This is a genomic window from Robinsoniella sp. RHS, assembly GCF_001029355.1.
Taxonomy (GTDB): Bacteria; Bacillota; Clostridia; order Lachnospirales; family Lachnospiraceae; genus Robinsoniella; species Robinsoniella peoriensis.
Genome location: NZ_JNGB01000056.1, coordinates 1 through 17,347, shown reverse-complemented (window position 1 = coordinate 17,347; position 17,347 = coordinate 1). Strand labels below are relative to the sequence as shown.

At 43.4% G+C, this 17,347-nt stretch carries 4 protein-coding genes; all 4 read right to left on the bottom strand.

The window, feature by feature from the left end:
* Window position 1: 1 nt before the first annotated feature.
* A complete protein-coding gene (locus tag RHS_RS19280) occupies window positions 2–337 on the bottom strand; it encodes an AraC family transcriptional regulator (RefSeq protein WP_027295890.1) in 336 nt (111 codons plus the stop codon).
* A complete protein-coding gene (locus tag RHS_RS19275; protein ID WP_395023007.1) occupies window positions 338–1,411 on the bottom strand; it encodes a Gfo/Idh/MocA family protein in 1,074 nt (357 codons plus the stop codon).
* Between the two features lie 570 nt (window positions 1,412–1,981).
* Window positions 1,982–11,101, bottom strand: a complete 9,120-nt coding sequence (locus RHS_RS19270) for a family 43 glycosylhydrolase (protein ID WP_047834086.1) — start codon at window positions 11,099–11,101, stop codon at window positions 1,982–1,984.
* Between the two features lie 97 nt (window positions 11,102–11,198).
* A complete protein-coding gene (locus RHS_RS31390) occupies window positions 11,199–16,412 on the bottom strand; it encodes a family 43 glycosylhydrolase (RefSeq protein WP_395023003.1) in 5,214 nt (1,737 codons plus the stop codon).
* Window positions 16,413–17,347: the final 935 nt, after the last annotated feature.

Below are 17,347 nucleotides of genomic sequence, written 5' to 3'. Positions count from 1 at the left end.
TTTAAGGGCAGGCTTTTTGTCTGTTATTTTTATACATGCTGGGCGTTACCCGGTAAGTTTCTTTAAATTGCCTGGAAAAGTAGGAGAAGTTGTAGTACCCTGTCTCCACTGCCACTGCTCCTACCGGAAGGTTGGTATTATCGAACAGCCTTTTGGCTTCTTTTAGTCGCAGCATATTAATATATTGGTTCAGGGATATTCCGTTTTCCCTTTTAAATATGTGTGAAAGATAGGTAGGATTGAAATAAAGAGCGGCTGCGACATCATCTCTTTTAAAATCTTCGGAAAGATGTTCCATTACATATGCCTCTACCTTTTTTATCATTGCAGCATTCATCTATCGGATACACTCCATTATATCGGATACTTTGACCACATTTCCTGTCTTCATAGCCTGCTCCATAGCAGCCATAACCGCCAGCGTATGTATTCCTTCCTGTAAATCCGGCTTGGGTGTTATGCCCCTGTTCATATCTGATGCAAAATGTTCCATGTAATTCTGATATTCACCTGCATGGTGGCTTTCATTTTCAAACCGGAAATAATATCCATGCTTATCTGCGAATTCCTGCAATTTAGCTGTTTTTTGAACCGGCTCGAAATTAGTGTAATATTTCAGCTTCGGATAGCCTGCCCGGCTGATTCCTTTGGAGCCGCGGATGGTGCAGCTGATGGATTGCTCTACGGCGCTTCCAAGCGTTGGTGCAGCATAGGCACCGGTTACACTGGCAAATCTGCCGTCTTTGTTTTTTAAGATAAACTTTAACGTATCGGGCACATCAAGATCATAGGATCTGGTATTCTCACTGACTACACCCAAACCATACACCTCTTCAATTTCCGGCAGATACCACACTGCAAGATCTACTGCATGTATCATAAAATTATACATCCAGGAAAATCCCTGCTGATGGCTCCAGGCACGTTCCAGAAACCATCTGGAATCGCTGATGTAGTGGGTTTCAATTGTCTCCACTTCTCCGTGTTTTCCGGCTTCATAGTCCCTTCTCTGCCGCAGAGCCGGCTCAAAATACCGGGAACTCTGTCCCACAAATACAGCCTTGTTCGTCTCTTTTTGTACCCGGATCAATTCTTTTGCTTCATCCAGATTAATCATCAAAGGTTTGGTACAAATAACATGCTTTTCGGCTAACAGAGCCATTTTAATATGTCTTGCATGCAGCTGGTCCGGCGTATAGATTCCGATAACATCAATCTTCGGATCTTTTAGCATCTCTTCATAACTGGTGGTGTATTTATCAATTCCAAACTCCTGACAACGCTCTTTGCACAACTCTTCATTTAAATCACAGATATTTCCCAGTTCCCACATCTTGCTGTTTAATACTGCAGATATGACACTTCTGCCTTCGCCTAATCCTAAGACACCCATTGTAAATATATGATCCATGTTCCAACCCTCCTGTTTGCTTTTTCTTAGCATAACAAAACAGCGGGATAATTGCTTGTAACATGTTTGAAAATTCTTGCACTATCTTTGGATTTATGTACAAAATGAAATTTTGATTTTTGCTTTCTCTATTAAAATATAAGTCTTATATCTAATAGGATATGCAATAGAATGACTGTATCCCAATATTATAGTTTCATATTTGAACTAGTCGAATGATTCTTCATATATTAAGTTGCTTTATAATCACTATTTTAAAATCCCTTAAATACTACTATACATATTATATTTTATAAGTTATAATATATATGCTGTTGACTCTTTCCAGCAGGAAGGAGGTGCTCCTATGCAATACATATTAAGCTTTTTAATATCCGTGATAGCAGGTATTATTTGCTACTATATTTGCAAATGGTTAGATGGAAATAACAGCAACAGCTAACTAAAAAATCCCCCGCAGAAAGCACCTGCGGGGGATTTCTTTGTGCAACTACGCACATACATATTAGCTTTTTAACTGATTTTATCATAGCGCAGATAAACAGATTTGTCAACCCTCCGTTTTACATTTTACTTTACCGTAATCTTACATTTTGCACTCTTACCATTGCTGCTTTTAACGGTAATAGTTGTTGTCCCATTCTTTTTTGCCTTTACCAGACCCTTGGAAGTGACTTTTGCTACTTTTTTGTTGGAACTGGTCCATTCCAGCTTTTCTGTTGCAGTAACCGGATATCTTACGGCTTTCAGAGCGAGGGATTTTCCTTTTGGGATCTTCAGCTTCTTATCCAGCTTGATGCTCTTCGTGACTACTTTCCCGGTCTGTACTTTGACATTCAGTTTCACCTTACCGCCTAAAGTACTTGTTACGGTGATATAAGTACTTCCCTTTTTCTTTCCGGTGATAGATAATTTACCTTTTTTCACCTTTACGGATACCAGTTTTTTATTACCGGACTTGGCTGACCGTATCTTCTCACCCGCCGGGGAAGAAGAGCTTATCTTTACTGCAGTGGTTGTTTTTTTCACCTGTAAGGTGATGGCTCTGGCATTTAATTTAATTACAGGCGCCTTTACTGTTATAGTACAGCTTGCTTTCTTTCCTCCGTCTGCAGTACATACTGTAACCACTGCTGTTCCCGGTTTTCCTGCCAGGATTATACCGTTCCCGTTCACAGAAGCTACCGACTTATTGGATGAAGTCCAGGAAACTGCCTTGTTGGATGCATTGGAAGGAGTGATAACTGCCGTCAGCGTCACTTTTGATTTTACCTTCATGGTGAATACTTTTTTATTTAGCTGCACTCCCTGCACGGAGATCTTCTCAGGTACCGGAACTGCCTTCTTTGGCTCCAGCTTCGCAATTGCATTTTTAAGCGCTGCCGCGGCCTGGTCTGTTTCACTTTGGGAAGCATCTGCTTTATTCATTACCGCTTCTGCTTTCGCCAGAGCTTCCTTCATCACTTTTACAGAAGCTTCTGTATACTTGGCAGTGTCTGTCTTCTTTGCATTTTGAATCAGTTCTTTCAACGCTGTCTTATCTGCTGCCTCTTTACCGCTGATATAGACGACTGCCTTGATATTCTTATAGGCAGGATCCAGTTCTTCTTCGGCAGTCATATTGAAGAGCAGCGTCCCATCGAAAGCCACATTTATACTTTTGACTACGGTATGGCGGCAAGGGTCAAACAGTCCTCCGGCACCGGGTTTGCCTGCATGTGGGTCCGGATATGGACGCGCATGGTAGACAAGTGCCAGGTTCCCATATTCATCCAGAACCACGGAATTATGTCCTCCGCCGACGTGCCGGCCTCCTCCGATGGATCCGTCTGCCGTATCATAGGAACTGAGTACCGGATAATTAATATTGGTCCAGCTGTCCGGATTCATGATGTCACTGCCTTTATCCGCCATCATCAGACCAAGGGTGTAAAATTTATCAACCGTAGCCGCCGAATAGCTGATATAAACTTTATCTCCATAAGAGAACAGATACGGTCCTTCTACGACTAACTGGTCATTTCCCTCCGGATTATTTACTGTAATGGAACCTTCATAGATGCCGTACTCCCAGGGCCACTGACCAGATTTAATTAACTGCGGACTTCCCTCGGGCTGAGGAATCACACCTTCACCGCCCTTTGCCTTTATGACATAAAGATTTGCAGCACTTGGTATTATATAGTACCCCTGTCCCCCTTCATCTTCATAATAAGAGACATCAAAGGATGCATTTGCCGGAGCCGGGAGGTTCATTTCGATTGGCGTCCCCCACTGGTCAGCATTCAGCATGCCGCCGTTCTTCATCTGCTCTGCGCTTCCCTCGTAAGGAATAAGTATGGACCTGCTGCACCATCCCCAATCGGTGTCATTTTTAATTCCTGCAGTACCAAAATCATGTGCTCCTACGATACAATACCATTTTCCATTGATTTTATGGAATTCAGGAGCCCAGATAAAGGAACCCCATCGATCACCAATTTTTGATTCCATAATGTAATGCTCATTAGCTGCTTTCAGTCCTTCTATTGTCTTTGCACGCCGGATATCCAGCTTTCTGTAGGAATTATTACGTGCATCACTTTCGTTATTCCAGTTCATGTTTTTCTCATAATAGGAACCGGTTGAATAGTAATAACCGTCATCTTCATTATAGAAGATATGGGGATCGGCACGTTCCTCAATAAATGGATATGCATAGGAATCCTGCTGTACTTCTCCGGATATTTCATAGGTTCCTGCCTGTCCGTTTGCGATCTTATCCAGATCCTGCTGATTCCATTTTACCCCCAGGTTCTTAGTGCTTCCATCGCTGTAGTCTGCGGTCACCGTTTCCGGCAATGTTACCTTGTCCCCGGTATTTGCCCGGATAACGACGGACTCAACTCCTGTATTGCGGATGGTTTCGTATTTCTTTGTGAATGCCTTATATTCTTCCCTGTCTGCTTCAAATATGGCAGACTGTTCCATCACTGCATTTTCCGGAACTGCTGCAGACACCGCTACCTTTTCATAGTCTGCTTCTTCTGTTATGACAGGTGTGGATCCTGCATTCAGATTACTCAGCATACTTATATAAGAAGTGCCCTGCTCATCCTTCCAGAATATTTTATAGCATTCTGCCATGGAATCATAAACCACATCCGGATCCTGTACTTCCTTACCTTCCATATTCAGAACCAGATACCTTTCGTTTTCAAAGCTTGTGGTTTCCCTGGTATCCCAGATATAAATTCCATCCTTCTTATTATTTCCCGATGCTGCTGCCCCCAGACTTCCGTCTTGATAGCGGAACAATACCGGTGAACCCATCTGATTGTCCGGATTTGTTTTCTGGTCTTTATCCCATTTTACATATAACACCGCCTTGCCTTTATTCAATGGCATAAAAACATCGGAATTTTGATCCCGCGCTGCCAGGAATAATGCATCGGAACGTCTGCTGTCGGATGCAGCCAGAAGATCTCCTTCTCCTGTATAAAGGTTCCCGCCCTTTACTACGTAGCTTAAAATCTGCCCTCCTTCTGCCATAACTGTCGCCTGTTTTGTGATCACGGTATCCCCGATCACAGCTTTTACCATAATCTCCTTGTTTTCCTGATCTCCGGCGGGGCGGTGAACAGTACCGTCTGCATCGATTACGCCCTTTGGTTCACTTGACCAGATGACTGCCTCTCCATTTACTTCCGTCTGCATATTGCAGGAGATATACTTAGGAATACTCAGTGCGGTCCGGTAACGCCCTGCTGCTGCATCTTTTTCAGATGCTATTGTCAGTTCATATACGGATTCTTCTGCGTACGCACCGCTGCTGATCACTGCTGTCAGCGTCACCGTCGTTTCATCCTTTTGGAAGTGTACCGTTCCGTTTTCTTCTACTACAGCAGGCTGGCCGGATTTCCATTTAACGGTGCATTCTCCTGCCTGAACAGGAAGGTCCAGGTTCCCGGTCACAGATAATCCATTCCCTATTTTCAAGGATGCCCTTGCCTCTTTTACTTGTTTAACCGGCAGGGATTTCTGATATAAATCTGAAACTTCTGACATATTGAATTCTCTGCTATAGATTCTCAGGTCACAGAAATTTCCTGCGAAGGTATCATCTGCATACTCCGATGCCCCAATATATGCCGACAGTTTTTCTCCGAAGTCAGCTACTGTCTTGTTATGGATTTCTGATGTTCCTACTTTCTTTCCATTCAGATATCCGTTTATCCGGTCTTTCGTAATTGTCACCGTATAGTAAGCCCACTGGTTCATATAATCCAAAGTACTGATACTGTTCTGGCTGGAGTTATTGATTCCTACCTCGGTAGTCCATGGATTCGCCGTGCTGCCGGCAGCCGGATCTGTAAATACCGCCTTATAATAACCATCCGTATTACAGGGATTCAAAATAAAATAATCCGCCGGATAAATTCCTGTCTTCTTTTTTCCGCTAAAGGAAAATGCAGCTGTATTCATTTTCGTATTCTTGTTTTTGATCCACATGGAGATGGTTGTACTGTTTTGTCCGTCAAACAGCCCTGCCGGCAGTGTCACATAATTTTTATCGGACTTTGCTCCCCCATCAAGGCACAGTACACCATCTGTAAAATGTGTTCCTTTGCCACCCATCACGGCATCTTTTTGTTTGCCGGAAGCATCTTTACCGTCATCTTCCAGTTTGTAATGCGCCAGCAGGTCTTTGCTGATATCTAATTCCGGATCATCTCCTCCCAGCTCTTTAGCACTTAAAACCCGGTTATAAACTTTGACATTATCAAAGGATCCCTTAAAATAAGGATCGTTACTATAAAAAGATTTGCCCAGATAAGCCAGCAGATTCGATCCCAGATCACTGACAGATCGCACGTAATCCCGTTTGTCAGCCAGAACACCATCAATATACAGCGACATGCTGTGACCGTTCATTACGATTGCAACCTTACTCCACTTGCCCTGGTAAGAACCATTGATCTGAACATCCCGCTCTTTCCCGTTACCCTGAGTGGTTATGGCATTTCGGATATTCCCGGGTTTGGTTCGGAGGAACATATACTTGCTGCTGTCCTGTCCCATGCCGAATGTAAAGAAGAAGTTGCTTGTGATCTCCGGCTTTACATCCATTTCTATCGTCATTTCATCGCAACCGTCAAAAAGCCCTCTGGGGAATTCTGCATAGGTTCCGCTGCTGCCGTCCAGATATAATACCTGCCCTTTTTCAGCATCCTTTTTGAAAACTGCATTACCATATGTCTTGCCGTGGTTTCCATTTCCGGAAACATCAGTAATTGTGCCATCTGATTTTTCTTCAAAATTATATTCCAAAACTGGCTCTTCCTGCTGTCCCATGTTTGATTTTACAATCCACTTTTCCTGCAAGGCATCGAATTCTTCCTGCGTTACCGGAATCACAGTCCCGTGCTTTGCGCCGGTAGGCATCAGATAGGTGTCATCCTTCATGAGATGCAGACTGTTTTCTGCACCAATATCCTCTGAAATAAAAGGTATATAGCCTCTTTTTGCCCCTCCATATTCATCAACCAGGGCACACCATTTATTTTCATTCTGAAATCGGAACATTGTAGGACCTTCATAATAGCCTTTGTAACTTTCCAGCTCTGTGTTCTTTATTTTTTTAAATACAGATCCTCTGTTTTTTTCTCCATCCCCATAGCTGAGTAACTGATCCGCAGATTCCAGCGTAACATATGCCTCCCTGTCATCCTTAATCAGGCGGTAATATTTCTGCCCCACCTTTAAAATGGAAGCATCTATATTGCCATTGGGGTCATCCGAATAAACTTCAGGTTCGGTGAATGTATAAAAGTCCCTGGTCTTTGCAACATAGATTCTGCTCTTTTCATACTGGTCTGTTTTCACGGAACTGGACCAGTAAACCAGATATTCCCCGGTTATTTCATCATAAATTGCTTCCGGTGCCCATACGTGGTCTGCCTGTATGGAACTTCCCACATCTACTGCCCGGTGGTTTGTCCAGTTTACCAGATCCCTAGATTCCCAGATGATCAGGTCTTTGCTTCCATCTCTGGAAGTCCACCACTGGTTTCCATACCTGCCATTTCGGATATCCAGATCTGTAGCGATCAGATAAAAACGGTCACCTTCCGCAGAACGGATAATATAAGGATCCCGGACGCTTTTATCTCCCAGCGCAGAAGTTAATACCGGATTATTTTCATTCAGATCACTCCAGGTAATTCCATCTTTGCTAAGAGCAAAGTAAATCTGCTGGTCATCCATCCTGGATTCATCTCCGCTGAAATATGCATACAGATATCCCACATAATCCTTAGCTGCTTCTTTTGCTTTAACTGTCACGTTAAATGTCTTCGTATCCTCAAAAGTCCCATACCGGATCACCGCACGCAGGGTAACTTTCTGATCCTTACTACCTCTTGTCACCGTTCCGGCAGGTGTAGCCGCATAAGCTTTATTTTCAGAAGATACTGCAGAAATTACTTCTTCTTTATCAGAAATCCAGGTGATCTGCGAACCATTTTTTCCCTCAGATGAAAGGGTCAGATTTCCTTTAACAATATTTTCTGTTACGCCATTCAGCGTCAGCGCCTCCTTATCGGCAGCAACGATCCTTTGATCTTCCGGCACATCCCCTTCTTCTACAATAATGGTTCCTGCAACCGAACGGTATTCCTCTTTTAATTCCCGGTCAACGGTCATACCCAGTACAGGAGTCCCATCAGCTGCCCAGTGAACACGTCTTGCACTGGCACTCCTGGTCCCTCCATTTGGTTTCATGTGATATACAAATAAGTCATTGCCATCTTCATCTACGGTAAAAGCGCTGTGGCCCGGACCGCCCTCCCCTGCAACACTTTCCGCCTGCAATATGGGGTATCCGGTCTCCTTCCAGCTTGCCGCATCCAGCAGGTCACTTTCCGCAGCTGCAGTTAACAGCCCCACGCAATAGGTATTGCTGACGCTGGAACCTGAAAAAGTCATATACACGGTTCCATCCCTTTGAATCACATAAGGACCTTCATCAACGGTGGCATCAAAACGGTCCCATCCATACTGGGGACGCAGTATGCACATAGGATCGCTGGTCAGCTGATATGGATTTTCTTTATCAATGGCTGCAATATAGAGATCGGATGTTCCAAATCCCCTGTCACTTGTCATCTCACGCTGTGCCCAGCACACATAGGAAATCCCGTTTACTTCAAAATAAGTCATATCCAGTGTAATGCCGTCTTCATAGAGATAGCTTCCATCCTGTTTACGGACTCTGACGGCCTCTTTCCAGTCATTCTTATTCGTCGGATTTCCGCCTTCTTTTAATTCCATAATACTGGATTGTACCTGCTTCCAATCATCACCAACGGCAAGGAAAATGTATAACTTACCGTTTATTTCATGGAGTTCCGGAGCCCATCTTGGTTTTCTCACATTTGGGATCAGTTCATGGTCTGTGGCACCAAACAGTCCCAGTGGTGTATCGGCTTCCCGGATGTTAATCTGGGACTGGTTTGCCGTTTCCCCGGTTGCTATAAAATAATACTTTCCATTATAGAAATAGATGTCCGGATCAGCTCTTCCATTCAAAACCGGATATTTGGTCAATTTGGCTGTGCCGTTTATCTGATAGGTGCCCGCTTTGTTAAAATTAATTGACTTTAAGCTGTTGGCATCCCAATTCACTTTGATCTCTTTTTCTGTTCCGTCACTATAATTAGCCTTGATAACGGAAGCAATATCATCCTTTGTAAGTTTCTGGCCTGCCTTTGTGGCAAACTGAAATTTTTGTTCTTCTATTCCTGTATTTTCAATTGGAAGCAGTTTAGCAGTAAGCCCTTGTGCCTCAGACATGGTTACCGGAAGGACATTGCATGGTACAGCTCCCGCGATTTGAGCAGATACTGCTATGTTCTCCCTGCCTGTTATTTCTTCCGGTGCACTGATCTCTACAAAGTCTGCCGTGGTGCTGCAGTACAACCTGCCGTCAGAACCCTTCCATGTGATCCGATATACTTTATTTACACCGTCGTACTCACACCTGGGTTCCGTAACTGCAAGTTCCGTATGTAAGGAAATCAGTCCATAATCTTCATATTCCATAAGATCATCCGTTGTATAAAGTAAAATCTTTCCTTTTGCATTTTTGTCACCTGCAGCATCAGTGCGCACAGCGGTTACGCCTATTTTTCCGTCCGCCATACGAAACAGATACGGACTGCGCAGACGCTTTGTAGTTCCTGCAATGGTGTTTGCTTCATTTTCTTCCAGATCAGCTTTTGGATAAAGGATACCTGTATTGTAATTTAAAGAAGTATACTCACCTCCATCCGCACTGTAAGCCAGATGCATACTGTCAGTTAATTCCGTATTGCCGTTTCGGGTATAGCTCATAACGTAATTTGCGGTTTTTTCCATTACCAAAACCACAAATTCTTTATATGCCAGCTGATCGCCCTTTGCAATAGCTGCTTTCAGCTCTAACTGCATGTTCTGATCCTGAGCCGTAATTGTACCATCGCCGGCAATCACCGACGGATCGCTGCATTCCCAGCTTACAGTAATTCCATCACCCAGACTTGTGGGCAGCACGGTTTTATCCGTGATGGCATACGGCACATTTACCCGGCTCATGGCCTCCGCCAATACTCCGTCTGCTGCTATTACGGTTACCTCAAATTCTTTTGACACCGTTTCCCCATTTCGCATAAGTACTGCCGTAAGGGTTACATTCTGTAAGGTGTCTGACAATGTCACTTTTCCTGTATGGTCTATTACCGTGGGATCGGATGATTCCCAGGTAATAGACACATCATTTCCAACGGTTTCCGGAAGCGTAAGATTGGCAATCACTTTGGAGGTATCTCCAAGAGTGAGGCCTTCCTTTGCTTCCAGCAGTTCATTTCTGTTAAATGCAGTTTCATACAAACCGTTAACTTCCGTATCCCCCAGACATTTCCCATAAATACGCAGGTCACGGAAGGAACCTTTAAACAAAGGATCCTCCAGATACTCTGACTTGCCGATGAGGGATACCAGTCCTTCTCCAAAATCAGATACACTTCTTGTCAGGCTGGCAGTACCGATATGCTCTCCATTCAGATATGCAGTCAGTGTTTTGCCACTCCCACCTTCTCCCGCCGTATCGAGAACCACCGTATAATAAGCCCACTGGTTCATATATTCAGTTGTGGAAACCGTATTACTGATTCCGGCTTCCGTATTGTAAGGTGCCGATTCATTAATAGAATCCGTCAATACCGCTTTATAGGTACCTTTGGGATTACAGGGATTCAGTAATAAATAATTGACGGGCAAAACCCCTTTTGCTTTTGTCCCAAAGAAGAAAGCAGCGTAATTTCCTTTTGTATCATTATTTTTAATCCACATGGAAATCGTTAACTGATCCTGATGATCAAAAATCCCCTGGGGCAGCGATACATAATCGTTACTGTTTGACTTTCCTCCGGGTAAATTCAAAGATTCCCCCGTAAACGTCACCCCTTCTCCCAGTACTGCTCCATGATATTCATTCCCGGACACATCAAGGGCATCCGTTTCCAATGGATAATGGGCAATTAACTCCTGGTCTGCCTGGAAAACTTCCTCTGCCCTTACGTCCGGCATACTTAGCTGCGGCAATGCAGTCACCGCCATAATGCCTGCCATTGCCCCTGCTATCATTCTGCTGACTATTTTTTTCTTTTTCATAAACAATTCTCTCCTGATAAACTTTACACACCAAAATTTGTCCATAGATTAGGTAATGAATGGAATCAGCAGTGTGAAAGCGTTTTTCTTTCACACTTTATCTCACATGAACCTTGCATTTTGCTTTCTTACCATTGCTGCTGATAGCGGTAATCGTTACATCCCCTTTCTTTATTGCTTTTACTACCCCTTTGGAAGTAACTTCCGCAATCTTTCTATTGGAGCTTTTCCATGTGATTTTACTGGTTGCAGTTACAGGTGATTTTACTGCTTTCAGCGTCAGCCTTTTCCCTTTCTTTATAGTGACTTTTTTATCTAAGGTTAATTTGGATACGTTTACTTTCTTTTTCACCGTTATTTTAACTTTAGCTGTACCGCCGTTGGTGGTGGTTACCGTCACATAAGCTGTTCCTGTCTTTTTGCCTTTTATCGTGAGCTTTCCATTTTTAACAGACACGGATGCTATATTTTTCTTACTGCTTTTTGCCGACTTTATCTTTTCTCCGGACGGCACTGATGATTTCAGTCGTACAGCCGTAGTAGATTTCTTTGCCTGCAGCGAAAGTCTGCTGTAGGTAAGTTTGATAACCGGCTTTTTCACTACTACTTTACATACTGCTTTTTTGCCACCGTCAGCAGTAGTTACCGTAATATAAGCCGTACCGGGCTTTTTGGCTGTGATTTTTCCATTTTGTTCTACCGTCACTTTTCCACTGTCTGAGGTGCTCCATAACACCTTTTTATTAGCTGCATTTTCCGGTAAAACGTTAGCAGTAAGAACCATATTTTCTTTTAGCGTCATGGTTAAGGACTGTTTATTTAATGTGACACTTTTTACAGAGACAGGCTGGGGCTTAGGAGCCGGATCCGGTTTTACTTCCGGAACTTTTACCAATGCAGCCCGGGCAGTCTGAAGATTTAAAAGTGCGGTATCTACTGTTTCCTGGTCAGCGCTTTCTAAGCCCAGCACTTCTTTTGCATAAGACAGCGCATCCGCATACTTCGCCCAGCTCTCTTTGGTATAGCTGTCTTTCTGACCTTCTCCGATTGCCTGGTTTATTTCAGCCTGCAATTGATCTTTATTTACTATTTCCGGTTCATCCTCTTTCATTTGAACAGATGCCATGCCTTCCATTGTAGGAGTGATTGTCATATATCCGTCTTCATCAAAGAAGATTTCATCGATACAAGTCTCCCGGTGTTTTCCAAGTCCATCGGAGTCCAGGAAAATATCCAGCGGTGTATAGAAACGATGGTAGGACATAAAATAGCGATCCTGGCCTTTGCCGTCTTTTACATGAAGGACGGATTGATGAGCACTGCCCAGTATTCCTTTTTCCGTATCTTTTTGCAGTAAGGTTCCACGAAGACTGATTGCACTGTCCAGCGTGTCTGAGACACCATAATTCACATGGTAATTCGGACTGTTTGCATCATCACAGGACCATGTCCAGTGATATTTACCGCCTGCTTTAGTAATTACCACAGACTCCCGGAAATCTCTAAGATTATTAATCTGCTTTAAGGTTCCTTCTTTCACACTCATCATGTCATCGTTCAGTTCTACAATCGCCGCATTTCCATTGCCAAATGTCATATAGACTTTCCCGTCATCATCTGTAAAGATGGAAGGATCGATCGCCTGGCCCATGCTTACCCCCGCATCTTTGCACATCTGTACTGTAACGAGTGCCTCCCCCTTATCGGTATAAGGTCCCTGGGGATGATCCGCCTGTGCAACACCGATGGCAGACTGCCCATTTGGAAACTTCGCACAGTAATAGAAATAATATTTCCCGTTTCTTTCTTCAATGGTTGGCGCCCATGCACTTCCCACTGACCACGGTGATGCTGCAATCTGCACTCCTTTGTCATTCAAACCAGGTTTATCATTTTCCACATCCATAATGATGCCTTCATCCACCCAGTCCACCATATCTGTTGAAGAAAATGCATGGAAGACCGTTCCGCTCCAGGAGGGGTATCCATCTGTTGTAGGGAATATCCAGAATTTTCCGTCCATATAATCAATGTCCGGATCTGCATACTGTCCTGGCAGTACCGGGTTATTGGATACCACCGGTGTTTTTATCGTCCATTCCTCTTCCTTATCTCCTTTTTTCACCGTTATCACACAATCCCGGCTCAAATCCAGGGTACCGCCGTTTTCCCATTCCCGGCTGCCATTCCAAACGCTTACTTCTTCTCTTGTAAATGTCAGGGTTACAGGTACCTTTGTAAGCTCGCATCCTTTTCTCACGTAGGATGTAATCACTTTATTTTCAATGTCCACTTCGGTACGAACAGCGCTGTGATCATCGGTGCCACGGTAAGTAAGTGCCGTATCCCGGTCCGGTGCAGTTCCTACCAGACCATCTGCAACAAGACCTACACCTGCCTCTTCTGCAATTTCATCTGCCGACAGTGCTCTGTTGTAAATGGCTATATTGTCAAATCCTCCTTTGAAATTCCGGTCTGCACTATAGAAAGATTTTCCAAGATAACTTTTCAGATTCTTCCCTAATTCAGTAACTGAAGTAGTTAGATTCTTGTTTTCACCTGCCAGGATGCCATCTACGTAAACGCGCATCGTATTCTTATCTATAACTGCCTTCACATTGTGCCACTGCTTCACAGCTGCTCCGCCCAGTGTGTGGGATACAGCAGATTCATTGCCATATGAGGAGCGGGTAATTGCACTTCTCAAAGTATTTCCTCTCATTCTCAGGAAATAGTACCGATCCGTATCCTGTCCAAATGCAAAGGTAAAGAAATTCCCGTCCGACAGTTCCGTCATGACATCCATAGAAATTGTCATCTTATTCCGTCCGTCAAAAAATCCATCCGGTAGTTGTGCCCATGCGTTTGTTCCTCCATCCAGATAAAGATAATTCTGATTTCCTTCCCCTGGATCAGCATATGCTTTTACTGTTGCACCGCTTCCATAAATAAGGTCGTTTTTCTCCTCAAATGTGTACTGCAAAACAGGATCTTCCTGTTCTTCTTCGGTATTTTCTTCTGCATCATCCGTATAGGCTTTCATAAGAGCTGCATACTCATCATCTGTAACAGTAAGAATCGTCCCATGACGCTTTTTTAAACTGTCAAAATTAATATCGGTGGCCGCCGTCCAGCTCTGGGTACTCATATCCCCGAGATTAGTTGAACGAAATGGAAGATACCCCTTTCCTTCTGCATACTGATCGCACATTAACCCCCATGTATCCACCGGATTGCCATCTGCATTATTCAGGCGGTCATCCTCGCAATATTTAAAAAATTCTGGTCCCTCTAACTTTCCACCACTGTAATTATTATTATTGAAAATGTTACTTAAGGTGCCGATTATTTCCCAGCCATCATAAATCGACTTACTCTTCTCTATGGTAATCTGCCCATCACCGGAAGCACGATAATATGTATCCCCGTCTTTGATCATAGTTGTATCAATTATCGAATGATTTTCTCTGCTGATCCACAATTGTGGTTCTGTAAAGGTATAGAAGTCCCTGGTTTTTGCATAGTACATTTTCATAGGATCGCCGCCGACTTCCGCTGCCATCTCGGAAGATGCCGTTGCCCAGTATACTACATACTCTCCGGTATTATCATCATAAATCGCCTCAGGAGCCCAGGCACATCCCCCTCCGGGAATTTTAGATGCAACATCTGCAAGTCTTGGCTCACTCCAGTTTACTAAATCTGTGGATTCCCAGATAACCAGTTTCGTGCTGCCCTTTGTAGTGGCCTGTGCATTTCCCCAGCCGCCCCTGTTCTTTATGCTCAGGTCTGTCGCCAGAAGATAGAACTTGTCGCCTTCGGGAGATCGTATCAGATATGGATCACGGACACCCTTATCTCCAATATCAGAAGTCAGAACCGGCTTTCTATTATTTAGATCTCTCCAATGGCTTCCGTCTTTACTTGCTGCAAAATAGATCTGCTCATCACTGGTGCTGCTTTCAGATCCGGTAAAATGAGCAAAAACATAAGAAGTATCTTTTCCCCGTTCTTCCGGTTGTTTTTTTACGGTAAAAGTGAAATCCTTCGTTTCCGCATAAGTCATGCCGTTATAGGAAAATCCGGCTGTTAAGGTTACTGCTGTATCCTGATCTTCCGGTCTGGTTACAACACCCGCCGGTATCACACTGCCATCTTCTGCCTTCCCTTTGGCTACGGTTACAATACTCTTATATTCATCTGCTGTGGTCCAGCTTATATTACATCCATTTTCAGTCTGTGACGGCAGCGTAATATTTCCATACACTTCTGTGTAAGGCAGTTCAAGGGATTCATAGGCTTCCGGGAAGAGGGAATCTGACCCTTTTACCGTGATATGAAATTCCTTCACGGCAGTGCTATTTCCATAAGACGCTGCAGCGTTCAATGTCACCTGGACATCCTCTTGTGGAACTGATACAAGCTTTCCGTCATCACTTACAATTGAATCATCGGAAGAAGTCCACTCAATACTGCTTCCATTAACGCTTCCCGTATCCGGTAATGCAATGTCCCCACTCATAACCCCGGGTAATGTTATGGCATCCAGATCCTCTTTTGCCAATCCTTCCTCAGAAGTATCCCGAATCGTAGAATAGACATCAAATTGGGTTAATGTACCTTTAAATGCATCATCGGGCGTGTACAAAGATTTTCCGATATATCCGCAGAAATCATCCCCGGTTCCTTCCTTTAATAGCTTCTGAATGGAGTAACCGGTGTCCAGCACTTCTTTTTCTTCTCCATTCACAATCAGTTTCACAGTCCCGTTTTCAAAATCCAGCCGTACCGTAGAATATTGGTCAGCCACAATCCGCTGATTCTGTTTAAACAGGAGCTCATTGCTGGCATCTTTTATGCCGGCACGCAAGGTTCCGTCCCCCTGCATAGGATTTAAAAAAACGTAATTTTTTACATTTGGCCACTTATCTTCCATTGTACCCAAACACCAAAGCCAATGGCCAGCCTTTACCGATGTCTTAAAAGTTGCTTCTATTGCAAAAGATTCTTTCTGAATCAGCCCGGAAGGAATTTCAACGTATTTTCCCTTGTCACCGGAAAATTTCAAAATCTGATCCTGATTCTCCTCTGCAGCGAAATCACCATCCTCAAAACCTACCAGTTGAGCATCATTTCCAAATCCACTGGAATCCGTCAGTTTGCCATCTGCATGCCCCATGTCATAAGATGCAACCAGTACTCTTTCTTTTGCCGCCTCCAAACCAGTATCTTCTGCAGATACTCCCATTGATGGAATCACTGATAATACCATGCTGAAGCTCAGCAAAAATGCCATTATTTTTTTCTTCATGTGTTACCTCCCTCATAGTTTGAATTTAATATTTTCCATAAATATGAATAGGCGCAGTATTCAAATTTATACATTTAAGTATATCAGATTCACTTTTTAATAAAACGGAGGTTCTTATCAAGATGCTAAGATTTCTTAGCTAATCGGTCGTATTGGGAGATCGGGGATGATTGAGAGTTTTAATAAATTTGTACGTATTGTATTAGATAAAATTAGATTATAATGTGAAAATACAGCATTTGCAGATAGAAACCATCAGGTGTTTTTGTAATTTTTATACACAATATGTTGTTTTAATACTTTCCAGCGGAAAGGGGATGCTTCTATGCAATACATATTGAGCATTCTTATGTCTGTAATAGCCCCGGCATTATATGCTATTATATTTGTAAATGGTTAGATGAAAATAACCGCAGCCACTAACCTGAAAATCCCCCGCACACCACTGCGGAGGATTTCTTTGTGTAATTATGCACATACATATTTTGCATTTCTGAATATAGCATACTGCAATTATTTATGATTGTCAAGTCGCGTCGGCTATCTTTTTCGTTCAGATCTAGAGCGTACAGTTTATATAAGTGGCTTATGGCTCACTATAAATAAACTTATGAATCATTACTTGAAATAGAAACTTCCTGATGGTTTATTATATTGGGGTTTAGCTGAGTAATGACGCTTTGTAGATGTAGGTAGTGTACGGAAAGAGAAGGGGGCGAGCCAGGACATTGATTTGGAATGCTTACCGCAGAACTGGCATTTTCTAACCTTCCCAGAGTGCTTTTTGGCGGCACGCGGGCATTCGCTCCGAAATCCTGATGCATTTCGCAGCTCACTGCCCGCTTACAATCCGAGTGGGAGCCAGTACGTAATTGTACTCCGACAAAAGCACTCTGGGAAGGTAAGTAAATACTCAGCTCTGCTATACGCCTTCC